The 25,506-nt window shown below is 42.8% G+C and carries 22 protein-coding genes; 17 read left to right on the plus strand and 5 right to left on the minus strand.

Going from position 1 to position 25,506, the window contains the following annotated elements:
* Positions 1 to 134: 134 nt before the first annotated feature.
* Both asnB and QVP90_RS09685 read left to right on the plus strand, forming a co-directional pair.
* A complete protein-coding gene (asnB, locus tag QVP90_RS09680; protein WP_021936297.1) occupies positions 135 to 1,913 on the plus strand; it encodes an asparagine synthase B in 1,779 nt (592 codons plus the stop codon).
* 415 nt (positions 1,914 to 2,328) lie between these two features.
* Positions 2,329 to 3,090, plus strand: coding sequence for a glycerophosphodiester phosphodiesterase family protein (locus QVP90_RS09685; protein ID WP_044094020.1), 762 nt, complete (start codon positions 2,329 to 2,331; stop codon positions 3,088 to 3,090).
* Positions 3,091 to 3,207: 117 nt separating this feature from the next.
* On the opposite strand, the gene QVP90_RS09690 is transcribed toward QVP90_RS09685, so the two are convergent.
* Positions 3,208 to 3,504 (minus strand): thioredoxin family protein, encoded by a 297-nt coding sequence (locus QVP90_RS09690; protein ID WP_007480512.1) that lies wholly within the window; start codon positions 3,502 to 3,504, stop codon positions 3,208 to 3,210.
* Between the two features lie 687 nt (positions 3,505 to 4,191).
* On the opposite strand from QVP90_RS09690, the gene dapF reads away from it, so the two are divergent.
* The 6 genes from dapF (at position 4,192) to QVP90_RS09720 (ending at position 11,475) form a co-directional block, all read left to right on the plus strand.
* Positions 4,192 to 5,001 carry a diaminopimelate epimerase gene (gene dapF, locus QVP90_RS09695; protein ID WP_005923317.1) on the plus strand — a complete coding sequence of 270 codons (810 nt, stop codon included), beginning with the start codon at positions 4,192 to 4,194 and terminating at the stop codon, positions 4,999 to 5,001.
* 77 nt (positions 5,002 to 5,078) lie between these two features.
* Positions 5,079 to 6,311: an LL-diaminopimelate aminotransferase gene (locus QVP90_RS09700; protein WP_005923319.1), complete on the plus strand. Its 1,233-nt coding sequence runs from the start codon at positions 5,079 to 5,081 to the stop codon at positions 6,309 to 6,311.
* Positions 6,312 to 6,500: 189 nt separating this feature from the next.
* A complete protein-coding gene (locus QVP90_RS09705; protein WP_005923322.1) occupies positions 6,501 to 7,214 on the plus strand; it encodes a hypothetical protein in 714 nt (237 codons plus the stop codon).
* A gap of 37 nt (positions 7,215 to 7,251) precedes the next feature.
* Positions 7,252 to 7,608 (plus strand): P-II family nitrogen regulator, encoded by a 357-nt coding sequence (locus QVP90_RS09710; protein WP_005923325.1) that lies wholly within the window; start codon positions 7,252 to 7,254, stop codon positions 7,606 to 7,608.
* Positions 7,609 to 7,692: 84 nt separating this feature from the next.
* The gene (locus QVP90_RS09715) at positions 7,693 to 9,144 is read left to right on the plus strand and encodes an ammonium transporter (protein ID WP_005923328.1); all 1,452 of its coding nucleotides are present in this window, start codon (positions 7,693 to 7,695) and stop codon (positions 9,142 to 9,144) included.
* Positions 9,145 to 9,285: 141 nt separating this feature from the next.
* Entirely contained in the window at positions 9,286 to 11,475 is a 2,190-nt protein-coding gene (locus QVP90_RS09720) for a glutamine synthetase III family protein (protein WP_005923331.1), read from the plus strand.
* Between the two features lie 149 nt (positions 11,476 to 11,624).
* On the opposite strand, the gene QVP90_RS09725 is transcribed toward QVP90_RS09720, so the two are convergent.
* Positions 11,625 to 12,191: an HdeD family acid-resistance protein gene (locus QVP90_RS09725; protein WP_007480510.1), complete on the minus strand. Its 567-nt coding sequence runs from the start codon at positions 12,189 to 12,191 to the stop codon at positions 11,625 to 11,627.
* A gap of 175 nt (positions 12,192 to 12,366) precedes the next feature.
* On the opposite strand from QVP90_RS09725, the gene QVP90_RS09730 reads away from it, so the two are divergent.
* Positions 12,367 to 14,427 (plus strand): RNA degradosome polyphosphate kinase, encoded by a 2,061-nt coding sequence (locus QVP90_RS09730; RefSeq protein WP_021936298.1) that lies wholly within the window; start codon positions 12,367 to 12,369, stop codon positions 14,425 to 14,427.
* The gene (locus tag QVP90_RS09735) at positions 14,427 to 15,332 is read left to right on the plus strand and encodes a Ppx/GppA phosphatase family protein (protein ID WP_005923338.1); all 906 of its coding nucleotides are present in this window, start codon (positions 14,427 to 14,429) and stop codon (positions 15,330 to 15,332) included. The genes QVP90_RS09730 and QVP90_RS09735 overlap by 1 nt, the downstream gene beginning before the upstream one ends.
* A 336-nt stretch (positions 15,333 to 15,668) precedes the next feature.
* Here the strand turns inward: QVP90_RS09735 and QVP90_RS09740 are convergent, their stop codons facing one another.
* The 3 genes from QVP90_RS09740 to QVP90_RS09750 all read right to left on the minus strand — a co-directional run bounded on the left by QVP90_RS09740 (position 15,669) and on the right by QVP90_RS09750 (position 18,170).
* The gene (locus QVP90_RS09740; protein WP_021936299.1) at positions 15,669 to 16,814 is read right to left on the minus strand and encodes an iron-containing alcohol dehydrogenase; all 1,146 of its coding nucleotides are present in this window, start codon (positions 16,812 to 16,814) and stop codon (positions 15,669 to 15,671) included.
* A 627-nt stretch (positions 16,815 to 17,441) separates the two neighbouring features.
* Complete coding sequence (locus QVP90_RS09745) at positions 17,442 to 17,834, minus strand: hypothetical protein (RefSeq protein ID WP_005923345.1); 393 nt, start codon at positions 17,832 to 17,834, stop codon at positions 17,442 to 17,444.
* Between the two features lie 87 nt (positions 17,835 to 17,921).
* Positions 17,922 to 18,170, minus strand: coding sequence for a hypothetical protein (locus tag QVP90_RS09750; protein WP_005923347.1), 249 nt, complete (start codon positions 18,168 to 18,170; stop codon positions 17,922 to 17,924).
* Positions 18,171 to 18,919: 749 nt separating this feature from the next.
* Here QVP90_RS09750 and trpB point away from each other — a divergent pair.
* From trpB to trpA, 7 genes are all read left to right on the plus strand, one after another.
* Entirely contained in the window at positions 18,920 to 20,092 is a 1,173-nt protein-coding gene (gene trpB / locus QVP90_RS09755; RefSeq protein WP_007480507.1) for a tryptophan synthase subunit beta, read from the plus strand.
* 77 nt (positions 20,093 to 20,169) lie between these two features.
* Positions 20,170 to 21,576: an anthranilate synthase component I family protein gene (locus tag QVP90_RS09760; protein WP_021936300.1), complete on the plus strand. Its 1,407-nt coding sequence runs from the start codon at positions 20,170 to 20,172 to the stop codon at positions 21,574 to 21,576.
* 5 nt (positions 21,577 to 21,581) lie between these two features.
* Positions 21,582 to 22,148, plus strand: coding sequence for an anthranilate synthase component II (locus QVP90_RS09765; RefSeq protein WP_005923354.1), 567 nt, complete (start codon positions 21,582 to 21,584; stop codon positions 22,146 to 22,148).
* A 4-nt stretch (positions 22,149 to 22,152) separates the two neighbouring features.
* Positions 22,153 to 23,148 (plus strand): anthranilate phosphoribosyltransferase, encoded by a 996-nt coding sequence (gene trpD / locus QVP90_RS09770; RefSeq protein ID WP_021936301.1) that lies wholly within the window; start codon positions 22,153 to 22,155, stop codon positions 23,146 to 23,148.
* A 12-nt stretch (positions 23,149 to 23,160) separates the two neighbouring features.
* Positions 23,161 to 23,949: an indole-3-glycerol phosphate synthase TrpC gene (gene trpC, locus QVP90_RS09775; protein WP_021936302.1), complete on the plus strand. Its 789-nt coding sequence runs from the start codon at positions 23,161 to 23,163 to the stop codon at positions 23,947 to 23,949.
* Positions 23,950 to 23,969: 20 nt separating this feature from the next.
* Complete coding sequence (locus tag QVP90_RS09780; RefSeq protein WP_025819601.1) at positions 23,970 to 24,593, plus strand: phosphoribosylanthranilate isomerase; 624 nt, start codon at positions 23,970 to 23,972, stop codon at positions 24,591 to 24,593.
* A gap of 13 nt (positions 24,594 to 24,606) precedes the next feature.
* Entirely contained in the window at positions 24,607 to 25,377 is a 771-nt protein-coding gene (gene trpA, locus QVP90_RS09785) for a tryptophan synthase subunit alpha (RefSeq protein ID WP_021936303.1), read from the plus strand.
* Positions 25,378 to 25,506 lie beyond the last annotated feature (129 nt).

The raw sequence follows: 25,506 nt of genomic DNA on the forward strand, positions 1-25,506 counted from the left end.
GAAATCATGACCGAAGCTATCAGAAGAAGCTATCAGAAAAGGAAAAGACCGGCTTAACGGGGGGCAGCAAAAAGCCATAATTCATAATTCACAAATCCAGAAATCATAATTCATAAACCATAAATCTCAAAATCATGTGTGGAATAGCAGGAATATTCAATATAAAGAACCAGTCGAAAGAATTGCGGGACAAAGCATTGCGTATGGCACAAAAAATCCGTCATCGCGGACCGGACTGGAGTGGTATTTATGTAGGCGGCAGTGCCATCCTGGCTCACGAACGTCTTTCCATCGTCGATCCGGAAAGTGGCGGACAACCATTGTATTCTCCGGATGGCAAGCAAATCCTTGGGAGTGGTATCTATGTAGGCGGCAGTGCCATCCTGGCACACGAACGCCTTTCTATCGTCGACCCGGAAAGTGGAGGGCAACCTCTCTACTCGCCCGACCATAAAGTGGTACTTGCCGTAAACGGTGAGATATACAATCATCGGGACATACGTGCACAATATGCCGGACGTTATGAATTTCAGACAGGAAGCGATTGCGAAGTGATACTTGCGCTTTATAAAGACAAAGGCATACACTTCTTGGAAGAGCTTAACGGTATTTTCGCATTCGCACTCTACGATGAAGAAAAAGACGAGTTTCTCATTGCCCGCGACCCTATCGGCGTTATACCTCTTTATATCGGGTATGATGCAGATGGAAAGGTGTATGTAGGCAGTGAATTGAAAGCTCTCGAAGGTTTCTGCGAAGATTACGAACCCTTCCTTCCGGGACACTATTACCATAGTAAAGAACAAAAAATGAAACGTTGGTATACCCGCGACTGGATGGATTATGAAGCTGTGAAAACCAACACTGCCCATGTATCCGATGTACATGATGCCCTTGAAGCAGCTGTACATCGCCAATTAATGAGTGATGTCCCTTATGGGGTATTGTTAAGCGGCGGTCTGGATTCCTCCGTCATTTCGGCCATCGCCAAGAAATATGCAGCCAAACGCATTGAAACAGATGGTGCCAGTGATGCCTGGTGGCCACAGCTACACTCTTTCGCCATTGGCTTGAAAGGTGCTCCCGATCTCAGTAAGGCTCGTGAGGTAGCCGAATATATCGGAACCGTCCATCACGAAATAAACTATACCATTCAAGAAGGGCTCGATGCACTACGTGATGTAATCTATTTTATCGAGACTTACGATGTGACTACCGTACGTGCCTCTACACCGATGTATCTGCTGGCACGTGTCATCAAGTCGATGGGAATCAAAATGGTACTTAGCGGTGAAGGAGCGGACGAGATATTCGGCGGTTATCTCTACTTCCATAAAGCACCGGACGCCCGTGCTTTCCATGAAGAGACCGTACGCAAAATCTCCAAGCTGTATCTTTACGACTGCCTGCGTGCCAACAAGAGCCTTGCCGCTTGGGGTGTAGAAGGACGTGTCCCATTCCTCGACAAAGAATTTCTGGACGTTGCCATGCGTCTCAATCCGGAGGCCAAGATGGCATCGGGAAAGGTGATTGAAAAGAAAATAGTACGCGAAGCCTTTGCACATATGCTACCGGAAAGTGTGGTCTGGCGTCAAAAAGAACAATTTAGCGATGGTGTAGGATACAACTGGATAGATACGCTGAAAGCCATCACCGCAACAGCCGTAAGCGACGAACAAATGGCACAGGCTGCCAAACGTTTTCCCATCCACACGCCACAGAACAAAGAGGAATATTATTATCGTAGTATTTTCGAAGAGCACTTCCCCAGCGCATCGGCAGCGAAAAGCGTGCCGAGCGTGCCCAGTGTAGCCTGCTCCACAGCAGAAGCACTGGCTTGGGATACCACCTTCCAAGGCAAAAACGAACCCAGTGGACGGGCCGTAAAAGGGATACACGAAGAAGCATATTGAAAGTGTCTCCAACAATGACCGTTATTTTCTTGCTTTTTATTTACATAAATGTAACTAATTGGTTTCATTTATGTAAATAAAAAGCAAGAAAACAGATATTATGCTCGAAATTAGTAGAAAGACGAAACAGATATGCAACTTTCCAGCTTCCTTTCTTTGTCTAAGGCATTGGGGATTAAATTGAAAACTGAATATTAGCGATCCATATTAAGAAACTAAAGACAGGCAGGTGGCTATGCACACATGTTAAAAACAGCCTTCGGAATCAATATAGCATGTTTTTATGGTGCGGCAGACATAGCTTTCTCCGTAAAAATGAATCTTGATATATTAACTAAGATTTAATAATGATGTAAAACAATCAAGACTTTCTTTCCTTACTTTTGCAACATAGTAAAAAAACTATTTGCATATGATGAAAATAAAAAAGATTCTACTTGCCTCCGCACTCGTCCTATCAACATGCGGCGTAATGGCCCAAACTCAGGTTATCGCCCATCGCGGCTATTGGAAAACAGACGGTTCGGCACAAAACAGCATTGCCGCTCTTCTTAAAGCCGATTCTATCGGCTGCTACGGTTCCGAATTCGATGTGTGGCTCACGGCAGATGATAAGCTTGTGGTGAACCATGATCCTGTTTTCAAGCTAAAAAGCATGGAACGCTCTACGGCAGCAAACCTTACTTCACTGAAGCTGGATAACGGCGAGAGCCTCCCTACCCTTGAACAATATCTCAAAGCTGCTCTAAAAACCAAGACACGCCTGATTCTGGAACTGAAAGAACTCAGCAGCCCGGAACGGGAAACGAAAGCCGTAGAAAAGATAGTGGCGATGGTGAAAAAACTCGGGCTGAACGACAGAATGGAATACATTACCTTTTCATTGCATGCCACTAAGGAATTTATCCGCCTGACTCCTGCCGGAACTCCTGTCTTTTATCTGGATGGCAAACTACCCCCGAAAGAACTGAAAGAGATGGGGTGTGCCGGACCGGACTATCATCTGAACGTCTTCCGAAAACATCCCGAATGGATAAAAGAATGCCACGATCTCGGCATGAAAGTAAACGTCTGGACAGTCAATAAAGAAAAAGACATGAAATGGCTTATCGAAAAGAAGGTTGATTTCATCACGACTAATGAACCGGTATTGCTGAATGAAATAATGAAAGAGTGAAATAATGAATTAGTGATAAGCGGATCAATGATAAGTGATTAGTGCCATGCAGCATATAGTGCAGCCTGTTTATCTCTTGTCATTAGTCCGCTTATCACACCAATTACATCACCAATTTCAGAACTCTTCCAATACCAGCCGGAATTCATCAACAGTCAGTTCCCCGATTTGCCGCCACAATTCCTTTCCACGGTGCAGTAACACAAAAGCCGGAACAGTTTCTATATTATAAGAATCTGCAACAGCTTTGTCACTTTCAATATTCACTTTTACAAGTTCGACGACTCTCTTTTCATATGCATTAATAACCGGTTCCAACCATTCATAGTGGGGAGACCAATCTGCATAAAATAAAATCAAAACCAGATGATTGGTCTGGGCTGCTTCTTCTAATCGTTTAGTTACATCGTCCATCATTTATTTACTTTTTTAATTATACTGCATCAACAAAAGAAATAGAAAAAGGTTTCATCATGCCTTATCGAATTTCAATAATTCATCCTTCGAACGCCTTATACACCGGATATATAGGGGATGAAACGTCGCTGGCAGAAACAACATGCCACACCGGTAAACCCAAGCAGGGTGCTTATCTTCTCTAAGCACTATCCATACAATCCATATGAACCGTGCAAAGCACTCCTGAGAATGGTGCTTAGCTGTGCTTTGCACGGTTCATAATAACTGGAACAAACTTTCCTCCTCAAACACCGACAAATAAAGAAATGCGGCAAAAAGGTCAAGATAGAGGAAAAAGATACATTCCATGTGATATTCCGCAGTTTCGAACCGCCTATACCACCAAACCGGCAACACATTGTTTCACTAAACGCCACCTCAGATTGATCTAAATCAAGATATTATTTCTTTCATATATACCGGAAAAATATGCAAAACAAAAAGGCCGGATAATAGTTTATTTAAATAGAAGGCTTTCTTGTTTCAAATTAAAAGAATAAAAGCCCCTATAAAAAAAGACTGAAAGTAGCAGAAAAATAAATAGATATTCGATCTAAATTCGAACCAATTACAGAGCAAAAAGTCATATCTTTGCATTATAATAAAACAAAAGGATAGGATAAACAATCAATAAACAACAAAATGACAAGAACAATTCAATTCACAAAAATGCATGGAGCGGGAAACGATTATATTTATATAAACGCCATCAAATATCCAATTGCAGATCCTGAAAAGCGTGCGGTTGAATGGAGCGCATACCACACGGGAATAGGAAGCGACGGACTTGTATTGATTGACACATCCGACAAAGCAGATTTTAGCATGCGCATTTTCAACGCAGACGGTTCGGAAGCCATGATGTGTGGAAACGCAAGCCGTTGTATCGGAAAGTATCTGTTCGAATATGGATTGACTACGAAAACAACCATAACACTGGATACGCTCTCGGGGATCAAACTGCTGAAACTCCAAGTAGAAGACGGCAAAGTGGCAACGGTAACAGTAGACATGAGTGAACCACAAGACACGGGAACTATTGATTTCAGAGACAAACTGCCTTATGTATCTACCACTGTGTCAATGGGAAACCCGCATCTGATTACTTTTGTCGAAAATATAGATGAGATAGACCTCCCGGAGATAGGTCCCAAACTGGAAAATGATCCGCTCTTTCCCGACCGCACCAACGTGGAATTCGCACAAGTATTAGACAAAAACAGAATAAGAATGCGCGTATGGGAACGGGGCTCAGGCATCACCCAAGCCTGCGGAACAGGAGCATGCGCCACCGCAGTGGCCGCCTTCATAGAAGGTAAAACCGGCAGAAAAACAGATATTATTATGGATGGCGGCACACTGACCATCGAATGGGATGAGCAGACAAATCACGTATGGATGACCGGCCCTGCCGTAAAGATTTTCGACGGTATCCTAAAAATAGAAGAATAGCAACAAAAAAATAAGGATAAAAAGACAGGTATCAGGATAACTAATTGAATAAAAACAAAACTTAAAACAAGAACAATATGGCACTCGTAAACGAACATTTTTTAAAACTACCGGGCAGTTATCTGTTCTCGGACATCGCGAAAAGGGTAAATACGTTCAAAATAACACATCCGAAACAGGACATCATCCGACTGGGCATCGGAGACGTAACCCGTCCGCTGGCCCCGGCGTGCGTCGAAGCGATGCATAAAGCCGTAGAAGAGATGGCACACGCCGAAACATTCCGGGGATACGGCCCGGAACAGGGATATGACTTCCTCATCGAAGCGGTGATAAAAAATGACTATGCCCCACGTGGCATCCACCTTGCCAACTCGGAGGTGTTTATCAACGACGGTGCCAAAAGCGATACGGGAAACATCGGAGACATCCTCCGTCACGACAACAGCGTAGGCGTAACAGATCCCATCTATCCGGTATACATCGACAGCAACGTGATGTGCGGACGGGCAGGCGTATTAGAGGAAGCTACCGGAAGATGGAGCAATGTGACCTACATGCCCTGCACCAGCGAGAACAACTTCATCCCCGCAATACCGGATAAGCGTATCGATATCGTTTATTTGTGCTACCCGAATAACCCGACAGGAACAACATTAACGAAAGCAGAACTGAAAAAGTGGGTGGATTATGCGTTGGCCAATGACACACTGATATTATTCGACGCCGCCTATGAAGCATATATACAAGAAACAGACGTGCCGCATTCCATTTACGAGATAAAAGGAGCGAAAAAATGTGCCATCGAATTCCGGAGCTTCTCAAAAACGGCAGGTTTTACGGGCATACGCTGTGGATACACAGTGGTACCGAAGGAACTCACCGCAGCCACCCTCGAAGGCGACCGCATTCCGCTAAACCGCTTATGGAACCGCCGCCAAAGCACCAAGTTCAACGGCACTTCCTATATCACCCAACGGGCGGCCGAAGCCATCTATACTCCGGAAGGCAAAAAGCAAATACAGGCAACCATCCAGTACTATATGGACAATGCCCGTATCATGAAAGAGGGACTGGAAAGTACTGGGCTGAAAGTCTACGGAGGAGTCAACGCTCCTTACCTCTGGGTGAAAACCCCGAATGGAACAAGCTCTTGGAAATTCTTCGACCAACTGCTTTACGAAGCAAACGTGGTAGGTACGCCGGGCATAGGCTTCGGGCCGAGCGGTGAAGGATACATCCGCCTTACGGCATTTGGCGAACGTCACGATTGCATAGAAGCCATGAGACGGATAAAGCAGTGGATTTAAAGATATAAAAGAAAACCGGAAAAAAGGAAACCGGAAAGTCAAGAATGAAAAAAACGAAAATAACACACCTCCACAACTTTTATCTTCCAATGGACGATTTACAGATAAAATGAGATAGTACTTGCGCGCTACTATATATAAAAGTTGGACCGTACATCCACAATTTTCTATCATAAAGGTAAAAAGACGATGAAAACGACAATTAACGGAAAATTAAGGGGAGTAGCAGTAGCGTTATTGAGCATGCTTATTCCGGCAACAGTGACGGCACAAGACAAATTTGAGATTTCACTGGGTGCCGAGGTAGTAAGCAAATATGTATGGCGTGGTTTCGACCAGGCATCGGGCACTTCTGTCCAGCCCTCTTTAGGACTGGCTTACAAAGGAATATCCTTATCAGCCTGGGGAAGTACCAGTGTCACAGACCTCGAACCCAAAGAACTCGATCTCACGTTGGCATATGGCATTGGTAGATTCGGCATTGCAGTGACCGACTATTGGTGGTCCGGTGAAAGTGGCAAATACGGGCATTACAAAGAGAGCCACTATTTTGAAGGCGCATTGAGTTACAACTTCGGCGATAAAGTTCCTCTGACCCTCTCGGCAGCCATGATGTTTGCCGGAGCAGACAAGAATCCGGATGGCGATCAGAATTTTTCAGCCTATTTCAATGCCGCATATGACATTGCCTGTCCGGGGAAGGTTACACTGACTCCCTCCGTAGGCATATCCACCAAGTCTTACATGTACACAGGTGAGAAGATAAGCGGCTTCACGGACATTTCGCTGAAAGCGGCCAAAGAGGTAAAAGTGACGGACAGTTTCTTGATCCCCATCTTTGTGCAGTTCATCGTATCGCCCGTTATGGACAAGACATATCTGATATTCGGTATGAGTTTCTAAGGATTTACGACAAAAACACATTAATTCAATAAGGTATATGAAAAAGATTGAAGCAATTATCCGTAAAACCAAGTTCGAGGAGGTGAAAGATGCACTTCTGGAAGCGGACATCGAATGGTTCTCTTATTACGATGTAAGAGGTATAGGTAAATCACGTCAGGGGCGCATCTACCGTGGCGTAGTGTATGACACAAGTTCCATAGAACGAATACTTGTTTCGATAGTAGTACGCGACAAAAATGCAGAAAAAACCGTGCAGGCCATTATCAAAGCAGCGCAAACCGGAGAAATCGGTGATGGCCGTATCTTCGTTATCCCCATAGCAGATGCCATTCGCATCCGTACCGGCGAACGGGGAGACATTGCACTTTATAATGCCGAACAAGAACGATAAACGGCAAAACACAGAAGTCCCGATATTCATCTCCGGGTTTTCCCATCAGTACTAACAGGTATTACAAATCAACAGATTAACATTATGGATACATATAGAAAACGCAGCATTACAACACTGCGTATAGCCGGTGCTATGCTTTTTGCACTGTGCTTCGCGACAGAAACACTCGCTCAGGAAATATCGACTGCCATCAACGATGCATCGGCAACGTCCACAATAGCTGTGACGGAAATAGCCGCCACAACAATAGAAGTTCCGGATACGGAAACGCCTCCGAACACCGTAGAAGAACTTGCCAACGGATTAAACACCGTATGGATGATGCTTGCAGCCATGCTGGTATTCTTCATGCAGCCGGGATTCGCACTGGTAGAAGCCGGTTTCACACGAGTAAAAAACACTGCCAACATCCTAATGAAAAACTTCGTCGATTTCATGTTCGGCTCCCTGCTCTATTGGTTTATCGGTTTCGGCCTGATGTTCGGCGCAGGCGGATTCATCGGGATACCACACTTCTTCGACCTTTCATTCTATGATGGCGGAGGATTGCCATCCGAAGGCTTTCTGGTGTTCCAGACGGTATTTTGTGCCACAGCAGCCACCATCGTTTCGGGAGCTATGGCGGAACGTACCAAGTTCTCCATGTACCTCATCTACACAGTCTTCATCAGTGTACTGATCTACCCCATCTCCGGGCACTGGACATGGGGTGGCGGCTGGCTGATGAACGGTGAAGCAGATTCTTTCATGATGAACCTTTTCGGAACGACTTTCCACGACTTTGCCGGTTCAACGGTGGTACACTCCGTAGGTGGCTGGATAGCCCTGACAGGCGCTGCCATTCTCGGTCCGCGTATCGGGAAATACGGAAAAGACGGAAAATCAAGAGCCATTCCCGGACATAACCTTACGATTGCCGCTTTAGGCGTATTTATCCTTTGGTTCGGCTGGTTCGGTTTCAATCCCGGCTCACAATTGGCAGCCGCCGCCACAACCGATCAGATAGCCATCTCACACGTATTTCTCACTACCAACCTCGCTGCTTGCGCCGGTGGATTCTTTGCCCTGACAGTGAGTTGGTGGCGATACGGGAAGCCGTCTCTGTCATTCACATTGAACGGTGTCCTCGCCGGACTGGTAGGCATTACAGCCGGATGTGACTGTGTATCGGCAACGGGAGCTGTACTGATTGGCGCTATCTGCGGTATTGTTATGATATTCTCAGTCGATTTTATCGACAAGGTGTTAAGGATAGACGATCCGGTAGGTGCAAGTTCGGTGCATGGTGTCTGCGGTTTTCTCGGAACGATACTCACCGGATTATTCTCCACAAGTGAAGGTGTATTCTATACAGGTACATTCGGATTCTTCGGAGCACAGCTATTCGGTGCCGTGATCGTAGGTTGTTGGGCGGCCGGCATGGGTTTCATCATCTTCAAGTCGCTCGATAAGATTCACGGGTTACGTGTTCCGGCACGTATCGAAGAAGAAGGACTCGACATTTACGAGCACGGAGAGTCGGCATACAACTGATGATTTATGGATTATGATTTATGAACTATGAATTGCTATGCAGATCAACAGCATAGGTTGTTCATAAATCGATAAACCATAATTCATGAACCATAAAAATCATAAATTCACAATTTCATAATTCATAAATCCCTAAAGCTTATGTCAAAACTTAGATTCAGAGTTGTAGAGACAGCTTTCAAGAAGAAAGCGGTGGAAGTGGTTACTCCCACAGAACGCCCTTCGGAATATTTCGCGAAGTATGTGTTCAACAAAGAGAAGATGTTCAAGTATCTGTCAAGCAGAGTGTACAACAAACTGACTGACGTAATTGATAACGGTGCTCCGCTGGATCGTAGTATTGCCGATGAAGTGGCTGCCGGAATGAAAAAGTGGGCCATTGAAATGGGAGCTACTCATTATACGCACTGGTTTGCTCCACTCACCGAAGGTACAGCCGAAAAACATGATGCTTTTGTAGAGCACGATGGCAAAGGAGGAATGATGGAAGAGTTTACAGGCAAATTGCTCGTTCAGCAAGAGCCGGATGCTTCTTCCTTCCCCAATGGCGGTATACGCAATACATTCGAAGCACGCGGATACTCCGCATGGGATCCCTCATCACCGGCATTCATCGTAGACGATACTTTGTGCATCCCCACTATTTTCATAGCTTATACAGGCGAATCGCTCGATTACAAGGCACCGCTTCTCAAAGCACTGAGGGCAGTAGATAAAGCGGCCGTCGATGTTTGCCATTATTTCAATCCGGAGGTGAAGAAAGTAATCGCCTACTTGGGTTGGGAACAAGAATACTTTCTGGTGGATGAAGGTCTTTATGCCGCCCGTCCCGATTTATTGATGACAGGCCGTACACTGATGGGGCACGACAGCGCTAAAAACCAACAGTTGGAAGACCATTATTTCGGTGCTATCCCTACCCGTGTGGCAGCTTTCATGAAAGATCTCGAAATTGAGGCCTTAAAATTAGGAATACCCGTCAAGACCCGTCATAACGAAGTTGCCCCGAACCAGTTCGAGTTGGCTCCCATCTTCGAAGAATGTAATCTGGCAAACGATCACAACCTGCTCATCATGTCACTGATGCGTAAGGTAAGCCGCCGTCACGGATTCCGCGTATTGCTACATGAAAAACCGTTCAAGGGTGTAAATGGCAGTGGAAAACACAACAACTGGTCATTGGGTACAGATACAGGTATCCTGTTGATGGGACCGGGTAAAACACCGGAAGACAACCTCCGTTTTGTGACATTTGTAGTCAACACGTTGATGGCCGTCTACCATCACAACGGATTATTAAAAGCATCCATTTCAAGCGCAACAAACGCCCATCGCCTGGGTGCCAATGAAGCACCTCCTGCAATCATCTCTTCCTTCCTCGGAAAACAGTTGTCACAAGTACTGGAACATATCGAGGAAAGTACGAAAGACGACTTGGTAAGTCTCGGTGGGAAACAGGGTATGAAACTGGATATTCCACAGATTCCGGAACTCCTAATCGATAACACCGACCGGAATCGTACCTCTCCTTTTGCCTTCACCGGAAACCGCTTTGAGTTCCGTGCAGTAGGTTCGGAAGCCAACTGTGCCAGTGCCATGATTGCCTTGAACTCTGCTGTTGCCGCTCAATTGAAAAAGTTTAAGAAAGATGTCGATACTCTGATAGAAAAAGGAGAACCGAAAATCTCTGCTATCCTCGAAATCATCCGTAAATACATTAAAGAATGCAAAGCCATTCACTTCGATGGCAACGGATACAGTGACGAATGGAAAGAAGAAGCCATGAGGCGTGGTTTGGATTGCGAGACCAGCGTACCCCGCATTTTCGACAATTATCTGAAACCGGAAACAATCTCCCTATTCGAATCGGTCGGTGTAATGACGAAAAAAGAACTGGAAGCCCGCAATGAGGTGAAATGGGAAACGTATACAAAGAAAATCCAAATCGAAGCCCGTGTATTAGGAGATCTGGCAATGAACCACATCATCCCGGTTGCCACCCGGTATCAAACGGATTTGATAGATAATGTATACAAAATGAAATCTCTCTTCCCCGAAGAAAAAGCCGCCAGATTATCTGCCAAAAATCTGGAACTTATCGAAGAGATAGCTGACCGTACCGCATTCATAAAAGAGCATGTAGATGCTATGGTAGAAGCCCGAAAAGTAGCAAACAAAATAGAGAGTGAACGCGAAAAAGCCATTGCCTATCACGACACTATCGTACCGGCTCTGGAAGAAATCCGTTACCACATCGACAAACTCGAACTCATTGTCGACAATCAGATGTGGACACTTCCCAAATACAGGGAATTATTATTTATCAGATAGACGTAAATAAGGAATAACAGAATAGGGATTAGTGATAAACAGCTACGCTATACATGAAGCATGACACTAATCACTATTTCTTATTTCTTTTGTTGGTTGTTTTAAGTTTGCAGAGGAGGATTGCCGTGAGGCAGGCCTCTTCTTATTTCTTATTCTATAATCTTTGCATCCTCTATATCATCCGATACAGGTTTCTGCGGTTTACGACGGGTAAACTTAAACCAATTGATCAATTCGGAAACTGCGTAAACAAGACTACTGATACCAATAATCATAAATGCCGTGTTACGTGCTCCTGTGGGATTGAACAACGCCACAATACCGGCAAGCAGGATAAGAGACGGCACCACATAGAATGCACCGGGCACTATTGTCCAACGGCGTGCCATCGAAAGTGAGGCAATCTGCTGTACACCTCCCAAAATCAATATGAATCCTAAAAGGAACATCAATACATCGGCAAAGAAAGCCGGCATTATTATCAACCAAAGGCCGAAAAGCAAGCTACCCGTTCCTTCTATCGGGAAACGGCGCGACACACCTTCCTCGGGTTTGGATCCGAAATAACTGATAAGAGAAATCAAACCGGGAATAAGAAACAATACCCCAAGTGTAATCACAAGATACTGCACCGCAACATCCGGCCAGAGAACAAGTACTAAACCGATAATCAATGCACAGACAATACGGACAAGAGAATAATTCATCGTTTTCATAATTTTCTATCTATTTTTAACAGGCTTCAGCCCAATCCTTTTGCGAATATACGTGTTTCTATCTACATATTAAAACAACAAACAAGTTTTGTAATAAGTTCATAGCAAAAATGTAATATTCATTACATCTCACTCCCGTACTTTTGCAAAAACAAATTTATAGATACTCACTCTCATGAAATCAGACGAAGAGAAATCTCAAAACCTCTATATAGAGCGGGACATCAGTTGGATGTACTTCAACCATCGTATCTTACTTGAAGCAACCCGACCGGAAGTTCCGATACTGGAACGACTCACCTTTTTAGGTATTTATTCCAACAACCTCGACGAGTTTTTCCGAGTTCGTGTAGCTACACTAAACCGCATAGTAGAATACGCCGATAAAAACATAAAAAAAGAGCAGAACATCGCAACCCAAACACTAAAACAGATAGGCAAACTGCATAACCGCTACTGCAAACAATTCGAAGACACCTTTGCTACCATTACGGAAGACTTAAAACAAGAAAATATATATATAGTAAAGGAAACCGAGTTATCAATAGAACAAGGCGAATTCATAAATTTCTTCTACCGTAACCAACTAAATGGCTCTACTAATCCGCTTTTCCTTACCAATTCCTGTTCACTGGGTGAACAAACGGATGAAGACATTTATCTTGCTGTCCGCCTTATACGACAAACCCCGGAAAAGAAAACTAAAGAAAAGGATTACGCCATTATCCCACTCCCTGCTACCGAATTCGGACGCTTTATCCGTCTGCCGGACTCTGAAGGAAAGATTCATCTAATGTTTCTGGATGATGTTATTCGTTATTGTTTACCAATGATTTTCGTCGGTATGAAATATACAGACTACGAAGCGTACACATTCAAATTCACCAAAGATGCCGAAATGGAAATGGACAGCGATCTTCGCACCGGAGTATTACAAAAGATATCAAAAGGAGTAAAAAGCAGGAAAAAAGGAGAACCAATTCGTTTCGTTTACGATGAAAGTATGCCGAAAGATCTGTTGAAAAAACTAACCCATCTATTAAATGTGGATAAAAGTGATACGCGTGTGGCAGGCGGACGATATCATAATTTCAAAGATTTGATGAAGTTTCCCGATTGCGGACGAAAAGATTTGAAATATCCCGTATGGCCGCCCCTTTTCAAATCCGAACTAAACGGAATGGAAAGCTTGATAACACTCATTCGCAAAAAAGACAGATCTTTACATTATCCGTATCATTCTTTCGATACATTCATACGAGTACTACGCGAGGCAGCTATCAGTAAAGAAGTGAAAAGCATCAAGATGACCCTCTACCGGTTAGCAAAAGATTCAAAAGTAGTAAAAGCGTTAATTGCCGCCGCTCGTAATGGAAAGAAAGTAACAGTAATCATCGAACTGCTGGCGCGTTTCGACGAAGCTTCCAACATAAATTGGAGTAAAAAATTACAAGACGCCGGAGTACATGTCATTTTTGGTGTAGAAGGGTTAAAAATCCACTCCAAACTTCTGCATGTCTCGACCAGATATGGAGATTTTGCCTGTATCAGCACCGGCAATTTTCATGAAGGAAATGCACGCATGTATACAGATTATACAATTATGACGGCACACCGTCCCATCGTACGGGAAGTAAACTACGTGTTCGAGTTCATAGAAAAGCCATATACCCCCATCGTATTCAAGGAATTACTTGTATCGCCCAATGATATGCGTAAGAAATTCATTACCCTTATCAATAAAGAAATAAAAAATAAAGAACAAGGCAAAGAAGCTTATATCTTGTGTAAGGTGAACCATATCACCGACAAAGTACTGATAGAGAAGCTCTATGCCGCATCTGCTGCTGGAGTTAAAGTAGACTTAGTAGTACGAGGCAATTGCTCACTTGTCACCGGAATATCGGGAATAAGTGAAAATATCCAGATTAACGGAATCATAGACCGTTATCTGGAACATTCGCGTATCTTTATTTTCGCCAACAATGGTGAGGAACGTTATTACATCGGTTCGGCAGATTGGATGCCCCGTAATCTGGACAATCGCATCGAAGTCATAACACCAGTATATGATAAAGAAATACAAAAGGACCTGAAACGCATAGTCGAATATGGACTTAGAGATACTGCAAAAGGTCGAATTGTAGACGGAAGCGGAGAAAATCGTCCGTGGCAAACGAAAGAACATACATTATTCCGTTCACAAGAAGAATTATATAAAAGTTATAAGATATAATGAAAAAAGTAAATTATGCCGCCATCGATATCGGCTCTAATGCTGTACGCCTCCTGATAAAACGTGTAAATGAAGAGGGTTCACCCGAAGGATTAATGAGTAAAGTTCAGCTTATCCGTATTCCCCTAAGATTGGGTGAAGACGCTTTTACTTCCGGAGAAATTTCCACAGAAAAAACAGAAAAACTCATCCGTCTTATGAAAGCCTACCGGCAACTCATGAAAATATATGAGGTAACCGATTATCGTGCTTGTGCCACATCGGCCATGCGTGATGCTCGCAACGGAAAAAGTATTGTTCGCAAGATAGAGAAAAAAACGGGAATACGTATCGAAATCATCGATGGACAAGAAGAGGCTCATATCGTGTATGATAATCACATCGAACAACTCTTCGAACCCGGAAAAAACTATCTATATGTAGATGTAGGCGGTGGCAGTACAGAAATCAACCTCATAAGTGAAGGAGAACTGAAAAGTTCCCGCTCGTACAATATCGGCACGGTACGTATGCTCAGTGGAATGGTGAAAAATGAAGAAAAAGAGCAGATGCATACCGATTTGGAAGTATTGGCTAAAGAATATGCCCCCATTCACATTATCGGTTCGGGAGGTAATATCAACAAATTATTCCGTTTGGCAGATAAAAAAGACAAGAAACAATTATTTCTTCCACTCGCTTCCTTACAAGATATATATCGAACTTTGAAAGATTTACCTAAAGAACAACGCATCAAACTGTTTAAGTTAAAACCCGACCGGGCAGATGTAATTGTTCCGGCAGCAGAAATTTTTATGGAAGTAGCGACAAGAGTACAAGCGAACGGAATCATCGTGCCTACTATCGGACTTTCAGATGGTATCATCGATAGCTTATATACAAAGAACAGACAATGGATGCAATAACTTTTTTTTCGGGATACGGGTGACAGTACCAACGTAATTGCAATATTGACAAGTTCGGACGCATTGTCTTTTCAAAGCAGGTAGGATAAGGGAATTTTATGAGAAATGGTATATAATTCAAAACACTATATATCATATATTTAAATTGGGAAATTTTCAAGAAAAGAATACATATTCATCAATGAAAGAAATTAATATTAAGTAAGTATTAAAATGCATTCTTTACCATAATAAATATGTATTCTTCTCTTAAGAATTTAACGTCTTGTTGAGCAGAAAACAATACTTGAAAAAGACGACTAACAAAATTAAGAGGAATGTCTTTAACGGGAAAGTTTACAATGCACTTTCCAATATTTCTTTGGCAACTTTACCTGTCACATCTTCATTCTCGCCGTATTTCGCTCCCCGGGCATTAAAACGCCGTTCTATTTCTTCAATCGTTTCTTTGCCGATACCCTCTTCACTTAATCGGGTAGTCAGACCCAATGAACGGAAAAATTCTTCCGTACGTCGGATAGCCTCATCAATGCGTTCTTCCCGAGTGCCGGAAATGATTCCCCATACTCTTTCGCCATATTGCAGTATCTTATCTCCTTTCGATTTACGCAGTACGCGTAAAGTAGCCGGATAAACGATAGCCAACGTATGACCATGTGTCAATCCGTGCAGAGCAGTCAGTTCATGACCAATCATGTGAGTAGCCCAGTCCTGTGATACCCCCATAGCAATAAACCCATTCAATCCCATCGTAGCCGAAAGCATGAAGTCTGCCATCAACTGATAGTCATGCTGGTTCTCGCGGATTTTCGGTGCAATCTCTACGAGTGTTTGCAGAATCCCCTCTGCCCAACGATCCATAAGGCGGCTTTGTCCCGGAGTCGTCATATACTGTTCTACTACATGTACAAAAGTATCAGCGATACCACAAGCCACTTGATGAGGGGGCAACGTAAATGTTACTTCGGGATCCAGAATCGAAAATAACGGATAATTGGCATAAAAAGGATACTTCTCCTTTGTTTCGTGCCTCGATATGACAGCACCGTTGTTCATCTCAGAACCCGTAGCAGGCAATGTCAGTACGGTAGAAAGAGGAACAGTATCCGTCACAGGACGTCCGGCTGTTACTAAATCCCAGGCATCACCTTCATACAACAATCCGGCAGAAATCAATTTCGTTCCGTCTATCACCGAACCACCACCTACTGCCAGCAGATAATCCACCTTATTTTCTTTCCCCAAAGCAATTGCTTTTCTTAATGTCTCAATAGCCGGATTAGGTTCTATCCCCCAAAACTCCACCGTGAAATAACCTTTAAGGGCCTCTTTCACTTGCTGGTATACTCCATTCTTTTTCACACTTCCTCCGCCGAAAGTAATCATGATCCGTTTATCGGACGGGATCTCCTTGCTCAACCGGGCAATCATCCCACGGCCCATAATGAGCTTAACAGGATTTTGAAAAATAAAATTATCCATCGTTTTTTACTCTTTATTTTAATAACAGATACAAAGATAGCAATCTTGCCACAATATCAGAACAGTTTCCTACAAAAACAATTGGCTACCCATTTCACGAGAAAAGCAGCCAATCATTGTATCAATTTACGGGAAGCCATGCATTTATATCTTCAGCTACAAAAAGCCAGTACAACAATAATAAAATAAAAATAACGACAGCAATTGCTATAAGAACTTTCCTTTGTTTCATAATTGGTTTCTGTTTTTAAATATGAATTGCATAAAGAAACAAATCTAAGAAAGAAAATGTTTATGCAGCAAGTTTATTTTTAAGTGATCACTTGTGCTGACAATATTTATAACAATTTAAGGACAATAAGTATAACAAACGATTTAGAAAAAATGATTTTTTTGAATTAAACAAAATTATTGCCATGTGAAGAATACAAAAAAATCACCAAACAAAGAAGCTAAAAAAGTACACGAATAAACAATTAAAAGAAAGAGTTTCCTCACGATTAAAATATTAAAAACATGGTATTCCACAATTATAGTATCATTGTTGTAAAATTAAAAGTTGTGTATAAAAACTTCAATTTCATCATATACAATATTTATACACAACTTTTAAAACATTACGATCTACTATTTACTACCATAAAAAGTATATGTATTAGATCCTGTAGCAAAAGTTAAATTTATATTCTGATCAATAACAGTTCCATTTACAGCTTTTGAACTAGAAGATAATTCATAGGAATTTCCATTCTGCATAATATCAAGAATAACAGATTTTAAATGCAAATCTATTTCGTCACAATCTACAACTACAGATATCGCGTTGTCCGACTTTCTAGTCAATGTTGCATAAGCAGTAAACTGTTCTGTATATCCTATAACACTTAATTTACCACTATAATCTCCAGCTATAGTGGTCGCTATATCTGTAGGGATATCATCATCATCTCCACAGCTTACCATACAAACACTCGTTACTACCATCACTAGTAACATAGATAAATACTTCATTGTTTTCATACGTTTTAATGTTTAATTTATTTTCTGCAAAAGTATGGCAAAGAAGTTAAAGAAAGAACAAAAACATATTGCAGAAATGCCACAGAATTATCGCGAATCATGCAGTTGTTCTTTCTCCTTTACGTAATCAGACAAATCAGAAAAGAAATCTTTACCTAAAAGAATAGAAATTCGGACAAGAAGATTCGTATCAATACTTTCTTTTTGAAACAGACGATAAATATTAGAACGGTCACAAGATAGTTTGCGTGCAAACCAAGTGATACTTCGTTCCTGTTTCTCTAATTCTTCCTTTATCAAAATACCAATAGGCTTCATTGTAACGAATAATCCCATACATACTCCCCATGTGTGGCAATTAGTTCAACTTCTAAGATAGGCATAATAAAAAACGTGGGAGTCTTTGTTCACTTATCCCACAAGTAGGCTTCTCGCATTGCCCTAGAAAAGGATAAGCAACACAAACAACCCACGTTCATACGATATTATTGAGCACACCAAAAATTTGGTGTACCTATAACACACATACGAAGGAGATGTTTCGTTGCGTTTTCTCCTTTTCTTAATAAATTTTGCGAGAATTTACTTGTAGAAGAATACGTTCAAAACGTCTTTCAAATATGTCTTATCTTTCTTGTTCCTAATATATAGGAAGGAAAGACTATGCAAAGATAGTACTTTCTATTATAATATACATATGAAAAAAACTTTAAAGAGGAAAATTTAAACAGGAACCAATATTTTTAACCAAAAAGATATTATTTGAGAACGAACTATATTGAGCATAATAAAAAAAAGACAGATTTTATTTGTAGTTTCAAACAATGTGCTTATATTTGCCCCCGTTAAACAATAAAAGACAATGAGAACAATGTTAGTAAATACATATTGGTGGTGGCGCCTATTACAACTCCGACAGTCGTAAGGGAGCAGTGCTCGTATGTATATACCTCAATAAAGATATAACAGATTTGAAAGGGCCCTGTCGCAACTTGCGGCAGGGCCCTTTTTATTTTCCGGCCATTATCGGAAACCGGGATTGCCGGTACTACCAAACAGAGTTCAATTATAAAAAAGAAAAATATATGAAAAGTTATCAAGTTGACAAAGACGGTTATTATGGAGAGTTCGGCGGAGCATACATCCCCGAAATACTTCACAAATGTGTAGAAGAACTGACAAACACTTATCTGACCGTATTGAATGACGAAAGTTTCAAGCAGGAGTTCGACCAATTATTGCGTGATTATGTGGGCCGTCCTTCCCCACTCTATCTGGCACGCCGCCTCTCGGAAAAATATGGATGTAAAATATACCTGAAACGAGAGGACCTCAATCATACGGGAGCCCATAAAATAAACAACACCATCGGGCAGATACTTTTGGCGCGCCGCATGGGAAAAACACGTATCATTGCCGAGACGGGAGCCGGACAACATGGCGTGGCAACAGCTACCGTCTGTGCATTGATGAATATGGAATGCATCGTCTATATGGGGAAAACAGATGTGGAACGTCAACACGTCAATGTGGAAAAGATGAAAATGCTCGGAGCGACAGTCATTCCGGTAACATCGGGAAACATGACGCTGAAAGATGCCACCAACGAAGCCATACGCGACTGGTGTTGTCATCCGGCAGATACATACTACATTATCGGTTCTACAGTCGGCCCTCACCCGTATCCGGACATGGTAGCACGTCTGCAATCAGTCATCAGCGAAGAGATAAAAAAGCAGTTGAAAGAGAAAGAAGGACGTGACTGTCCCGATTATCTGATTGCCTGTGTAGGCGGTGGCAGCAATGCAGCAGGTACTATCTATCATTATCTGGATGACGAACGTGTGCGCATCGTATTGGCCGAAGCCGGAGGAAAAGGTATAGAAACCGGCCAGACTGCGGCTACTATCCAACTGGGTAAAATGGGTATCATCCACGGAGCACGAACTTTCGTTATCCAAAATGAGGACGGACAAATCGAAGAACCGTATTCCATTTCTGCCGGACTGGATTACCCCGGCATCGGCCCGATACATGCCAATCTTGCCTCACAACACCGGGCTACGGTAGTGGCAATTAATGACGATGAAGCCATAGAAGCCGCATACGAACTGACAAAACTCGAAGGCATCATCCCGGCACTGGAATCTGCACATGCCCTCGGAGCATTGAAAAAAATTAAATTCAAACCGGAAGATGTGGTGGTATTAACCGTTTCGGGACGAGGAGACAAGGATATTGAAACCTATTTAGTTTGAATAATCCATGTATAGTAGTCAAGTAGTCAAGTAGTTAAGTAGTCAAGTAGTCAAGTAGTTAAGTAATAAATGAAATCGTGAAAACATTTTCCTATAAAACCAATAGCAAACAGGTGCTCGGTGATTTACATACACCGGTCAGCATCTATCTCAAAGTGCGGGATATGTATCCGCAATCAGCACTAATGGAAAGTTCGGATTTCCATGCCGGAGAAAACTCCATGTCTTACATTGCCCTTTGCCCCTTGGCGAGTATCGGTATCAACAACGATGTTGTTACTACCATCTGTCCCGACAATAGCCGGGAAGAAAAGCCACTGACAGAGACATTCACTGTGGAAAAGGCTATCGACGGATTTATCTCCCTTTTCCAGGTGACAGGAGAACATCGGGAAGCATATGGTCTTTATGGATATACCACATTTAATGCCGTAAAATACTTCGAACATATTCCAATCAAAGAGAGTCACGATGAAATGAATGATGCACCGGATATACTGTATATCCTTTATAAATATGTCATCATCTTCAACCATTTCAAAAATGAACTGACTCTGGTAGAAATACTCAGCGAAGGAGAAGAAAGCAGATTGCCCCAACTGGAAGCCGCCATCGAAAATCGGAATTATGCATCGTATAATTTTTCCATAACCGGTCCCGTGAGAAGTCCCATTACAGATGAACAACACAAAGCAAACGTCCGTAAAGGGATTGCACACTGCCTTCGGGGAGATGTGTTCCAGATCGTACTGTCCCGAAGATTCATCCAGCCTTATGCCGGAGACGACTTCAAAGTATACCGTGCACTACGCAGCATCAACCCTTCTCCATATTTGTTTTACTTTGACTTCGGCGGTTACCGGATTTTCGGCTCTTCACCCGAAACACATTGTAAAATCGAAGGGAAACAGGCTTGCATTGACCCGATCGCCGGAACAACCCGCCGTACCGGCGATTCCATAAAAGACAAAGAACTGGCTCAAGCACTGCTTGCCGACCCGAAAGAGAATGCGGAACATGTAATGTTAGTGGATCTGGCACGAAATGACCTTAGCCGGAATTGTCACGACGTACAGGTGGTATTCTACAAAGAACCGCAATATTATAGCCACGTCATTCATCTCGTCAGTCGTGTCAGTGGAATATTGGACGAACCAAGCAGTTCGATGAAAACTTTCATCGACACTTTCCCGGCAGGTACACTCAGTGGTGCACCCAAAGTGCGCGCCATGCAACTTATCAGCGAAATAGAACCTCACAACCGTGGTGCTTACGGCGGTTGTATCGGATTCATCGGATTGAACGGCGACTTAAATCAAGCAATTACCATTCGCACTTTTGTCAGTCGTAACAATGAACTATGGCTGCAAGCCGGAGGAGGTATTGTAGCCCGTAGTCAGGATGAATATGAATTACAGGAAGTAAACAATAAGTTAGGAGCATTGAAAAAAGCAATCGATCTGGCAGAAACACTCAAAAACTGAAAACAATGAAAATTTTACTTTTAGACAATTATGACTCTTTTACCTACAACCTGTTGCATGTGGTAAAAGAACTCGGATACACCGATATAGAAGTATTTCGTAACGACCGGATAAGCCTTGACGAAGTGAACCGCTTCGACAAAATCATTCTCTCCCCCGGCCCTGGCATACCCGCAGAAGCCGGCCTGCTTTTACCTATTATAAAACAATATGCACCGACCAAAAGTATATTAGGTGTCTGCCTCGGACATCAGGCTATCGGTGAAGCATTCGGTGCCACACTCGAAAACCTGGTGGAAGTATATCATGGCGTACAAACCCTCATCGATATAACCGGGAAAGATATATTATTTCAAGATTTAGAACACGAGATTCCCGTAGGACGTTATCACTCTTGGGTGGTCAGCCGCAATCATTTTCCCGACAGTCTGGAGATCACGGCAGAAAGCAAAGAGGGACAAATCATGGCATTACGCCATTGCACGTACGATGTACATGGCATACAGTTCCATCCCGAATCAGTACTCACACCACAAGGAAAGATTATCATCCACAATTTCTTAAAAGCATAAATGTATGAAACAGATTCTATATAAACTTTTCGAACATCAATATCTGGGACGGGAAGAGGCCCGTATCATCCTGCAAAACATAGCACAGGGAAAATACAACGATGTACAGGTAGCTTCGCTGATCACCGTTTTCCTGATGCGTAATATTTCCGTTGAAGAATTATGCGGGTTTCGTGATGCATTATTGGAAATGCGACTGCCGGTCGACCTCAGCGACTTTTCTCCGATCGATATCGTTGGTACGGGAGGAGATGGCAAAAACACATTCAATATTTCGACAGCAGCCTGTTTTACTGTGGCCGGAGCCGGATTTCCGGTTGTAAAACATGGAAATTATGGTGCAACATCCGTCAGTGGCGCCAGCAATGTGATGGAACAACATGGAGTGAAATTCACAAACAATGTTGACAAACTGCGCCGTTCCATAGAGAAATGCAACATCGCTTATTTGCATGCCCCCCTCTTCAATCCGGCATTGAAGGCAGTAGCTCCGGTACGAAAAGCATTGGCCGTACGTACTTTTTTCAACATGCTCGGCCCACTGGTAAACCCGGTATTACCGCAATACCAATTGTTAGGTGTCTACAATTTACCACTACTCCGTTTGTATAGCTACACTTATCAGGCAAGTAATATAAAATTCGCCGTAGTTCACAGCCTCGACGGATACGATGAAATTTCACTGACTAATGAATTTAAGGTAGCAACCAGTGAAAGCGAGAAAATCTACAGTCCGGAAAGTCTCAATTTCCATCGTTACACAGAAAAAGATCTGGATGGAGGAAATACCCCGGAAGACGCTGCCAAGATATTCGATAACGTCATGGCAAACCGGGCTACCGAAGCACAAAAAGAGGTAGTGATAGTAAATGCCGCCTTTGCCATCCACGTGATTTGTCCGGAAAAACCGATAGAAGAATGTATCGGTCTGGCACGTCAGTCATTAGAGAGTGGCAAAGCACAAGCCACACTCCGGAAGTTTATAGAACTTAATCAATAAAAAAGGAAAACAATGGAAGATATATTATCAGAGATTATCGCAAACAAGCGTAAAGAAGTAGATTTGCAGAAACAGGCAATCTCAATCGAACAGCTTTCCGAGGGTATTGGCGACCTCCTTCCCACCCGTTCCATGAAGCAGGCCATCGCCTCTTCTCCAACAGGCATCATTGCTGAATTTAAGCGCCGGTCGCCCTCCAAAGGATGGATAAAAGAAAACGCCCGTCCGGAAGAAATCGTTCCTGCGTATGCCGCTTCCGGTGCTTCGGCTGTTTCCATTCTTACAGATGAAATATTTTTTGGCGGTACCCTGCGGGACATCCGCACAGTACGCCCTTTGATAAATCTGCCCATTCTGAGGAAAGATTTCATCATTGACGAATACCAACTTTACCAGGCCCGTATCGTTGGAGCCGATGCAGTACTTCTGATTGCAGCCGCATTAGAACAAACCCAATGCCGTGCTTTAGCGGATAAGGCCCATGAACTCGGCTTAGAAGTACTGCTTGAAATTCATAATACTGACGAATTACCTTATATATATAAAGATATCGATATGGTAGGTATCAACAATCGCAACTTAGGCAGTTTCCATACAGATGTAGCCAATTCTTTCCGTTTGGCGGAACAGTTACCACAAGATACGATACTGGTATCTGAGAGTGGTATTTCCCAGCCGGTAACCGTCTCTAAACTCCATGACGCGGGTTTCAGAGGTTTCCTTATCGGAGAAACTTTTATGCGGACCGAGAAACCGGCCGAAACCTTGAAAGAATTCATTTCACAGGTAAACAAGCAGTAACAACCAATCTTTTATAAATTATGATAAACGGCAAATTAATAAAAATATGCGGCATGCAGGATGGAGAAAATATCCGTAAGACGGAAACGCTCAACATCGATATGATCGGTTTTATTTTCTATCCTAAATCTCCTCGTTATATCTATGAAATGCCCGACTACATGCCCGTACATGCCCGGCGTGTAGGTGTCTTTGTGAACGAACCCAGACAGACGATAGAAATGTTCGCCGATCGTTTCGGATTGAACTTCATCCAACTTCACGGACATGAGTCGCCGGAATACTGCCGTTCACTTCAATCAAACGGCTTCAAGTTGATCAAAACCTTTTCCATCTCCTGCATAAAGGACTTACATTCTGTTTACGATTATGAAAAATACTGCAACTATTTTCTTTTCGATACAAAATGCCAACAATACGGCGGTTCGGGCAATCAATTCGACTGGAGCATTCTACATGCCTATAATGGCAATGTCCCTTTTCTGCTTAGTGGCGGTATCAACCCATATAGTGCGAAGGCCCTTCGTGAATTCCATCATCCCCGCTTAGCAGGTTATGATCTTAACAGCCGTTTCGAAACAAAACCGGGAAGGAAAGATACGGAACGTATCCGCCTATTTCTAAACGAATTACGTCAACAATAAAAAAACAAAGTATATGAACCGAATTAATCAACTTTTCAATAGTGATAAAAAAAATCTGTTATCTATCTATTTTTGTGCAGGCACTCCCACTCTGAACGGTACAGCCAACGTTATCCGTACGCTTGAGAAGCACGGTGTAAGCATGATTGAAATCGGCATTCCTTTCAGCGATCCGATGGCCGATGGCATTGTGATACAAAATGCAGCTACACAGGCCCTTCGCAATGGAATGTCATTAAAATTGCTCTTTGAACAACTCCGTGACATTCGTAAAGATGTAAATATCCCACTCGTTTTCATGGGATACCTAAATCCTATCATGCAGTTCGGCTTCGAAGAGTTCTGCCGTAAATGTGTAGAATGCGGTATCGACGGAGTCATTATCCCCGATCTCCCCTTCCGTGATTATCAGGAATACTATCGCCCCATTGCCGAACACCATGATATCAAAGTAATCATGCTTATCACTCCCGAAACCAGTGAAGAACGTGTCCGGGATATCGATGCCCATACGGATGGATTTATCTATATGGTATCCTCGGCAGCTACCACCGGTGCACAACAAGATTTTGATACGCAAAAACGAGCCTATTTTAAAAAGATAGACGGAATGAAACTACGCAACCCACGCATGGTAGGTTTCGGCATCTCCAATAAAGCGACTTTCCAAGCCGCATGCGACAATGCCCGTGGGGGTATTATCGGAAGCCGTTTCGTCACCTTATTAGATGAAGAAAAAGATCCCGAAAAAGCCATCCTCCGTCTATTAGAAGCCATCCGATGATTGATGAATCAAGAATTATGATTGATGAATTACCAATGAAGAATCATGCATAGACGACCATAAACTCCGTGCGCTAATTCATCAATCATAATTCATAAATCATAATTCTTTTGTATCTTTGCCGTCGAT

The sequence above is a fragment of the Bacteroides sp. CAG:189 genome, from assembly GCF_000432295.1.
Lineage (GTDB): Bacteria > Bacteroidota > Bacteroidia > Bacteroidales > Bacteroidaceae > Bacteroides > Bacteroides salyersiae.

What these genes read in the sequence shown, in the direction of transcription:
- asnB (WP_021936297.1), top strand. Translation starts at nt 135, where the DNA reads ATGTGTGGAATAGCAGGAATATTCAATATAAAGAACCAGTCGAAAGAA.
- QVP90_RS09685 (WP_044094020.1), top strand. Translation starts at nt 2,329, where the DNA reads ATGAAAATAAAAAAGATTCTACTTGCCTCCGCACTCGTCCTATCAACA.
- QVP90_RS09690 (WP_007480512.1), bottom strand. Translation starts at nt 3,504, where the DNA reads ATGGACGATGTAACTAAACGATTAGAAGAAGCAGCCCAGACCAATCAT.
- dapF (WP_005923317.1), top strand. Translation starts at nt 4,192, where the DNA reads ATGACAAGAACAATTCAATTCACAAAAATGCATGGAGCGGGAAACGAT.
- QVP90_RS09700 (WP_005923319.1), top strand. Translation starts at nt 5,079, where the DNA reads ATGGCACTCGTAAACGAACATTTTTTAAAACTACCGGGCAGTTATCTG.
- QVP90_RS09705 (WP_005923322.1), top strand. Translation starts at nt 6,501, where the DNA reads ATGAAAACGACAATTAACGGAAAATTAAGGGGAGTAGCAGTAGCGTTA.
- QVP90_RS09710 (WP_005923325.1), top strand. Translation starts at nt 7,252, where the DNA reads ATGAAAAAGATTGAAGCAATTATCCGTAAAACCAAGTTCGAGGAGGTG.
- QVP90_RS09715 (WP_005923328.1), top strand. Translation starts at nt 7,693, where the DNA reads ATGGATACATATAGAAAACGCAGCATTACAACACTGCGTATAGCCGGT.
- QVP90_RS09720 (WP_005923331.1), top strand. Translation starts at nt 9,286, where the DNA reads ATGTCAAAACTTAGATTCAGAGTTGTAGAGACAGCTTTCAAGAAGAAA.
- QVP90_RS09725 (WP_007480510.1), bottom strand. Translation starts at nt 12,191, where the DNA reads ATGAAAACGATGAATTATTCTCTTGTCCGTATTGTCTGTGCATTGATT.
- QVP90_RS09730 (WP_021936298.1), top strand. Translation starts at nt 12,367, where the DNA reads ATGAAATCAGACGAAGAGAAATCTCAAAACCTCTATATAGAGCGGGAC.
- QVP90_RS09735 (WP_005923338.1), top strand. Translation starts at nt 14,427, where the DNA reads ATGAAAAAAGTAAATTATGCCGCCATCGATATCGGCTCTAATGCTGTA.
- QVP90_RS09740 (WP_021936299.1), bottom strand. Translation starts at nt 16,814, where the DNA reads ATGGATAATTTTATTTTTCAAAATCCTGTTAAGCTCATTATGGGCCGT.
- QVP90_RS09745 (WP_005923345.1), bottom strand. Translation starts at nt 17,834, where the DNA reads ATGAAAACAATGAAGTATTTATCTATGTTACTAGTGATGGTAGTAACG.
- QVP90_RS09750 (WP_005923347.1), bottom strand. Translation starts at nt 18,170, where the DNA reads ATGGGATTATTCGTTACAATGAAGCCTATTGGTATTTTGATAAAGGAA.
- trpB (WP_007480507.1), top strand. Translation starts at nt 18,920, where the DNA reads ATGAAAAGTTATCAAGTTGACAAAGACGGTTATTATGGAGAGTTCGGC.
- QVP90_RS09765 (WP_005923354.1), top strand. Translation starts at nt 21,582, where the DNA reads ATGAAAATTTTACTTTTAGACAATTATGACTCTTTTACCTACAACCTG.
- trpD (WP_021936301.1), top strand. Translation starts at nt 22,153, where the DNA reads ATGAAACAGATTCTATATAAACTTTTCGAACATCAATATCTGGGACGG.
- trpC (WP_021936302.1), top strand. Translation starts at nt 23,161, where the DNA reads ATGGAAGATATATTATCAGAGATTATCGCAAACAAGCGTAAAGAAGTA.
- QVP90_RS09780 (WP_025819601.1), top strand. Translation starts at nt 23,970, where the DNA reads ATGATAAACGGCAAATTAATAAAAATATGCGGCATGCAGGATGGAGAA.
- trpA (WP_021936303.1), top strand. Translation starts at nt 24,607, where the DNA reads ATGAACCGAATTAATCAACTTTTCAATAGTGATAAAAAAAATCTGTTA.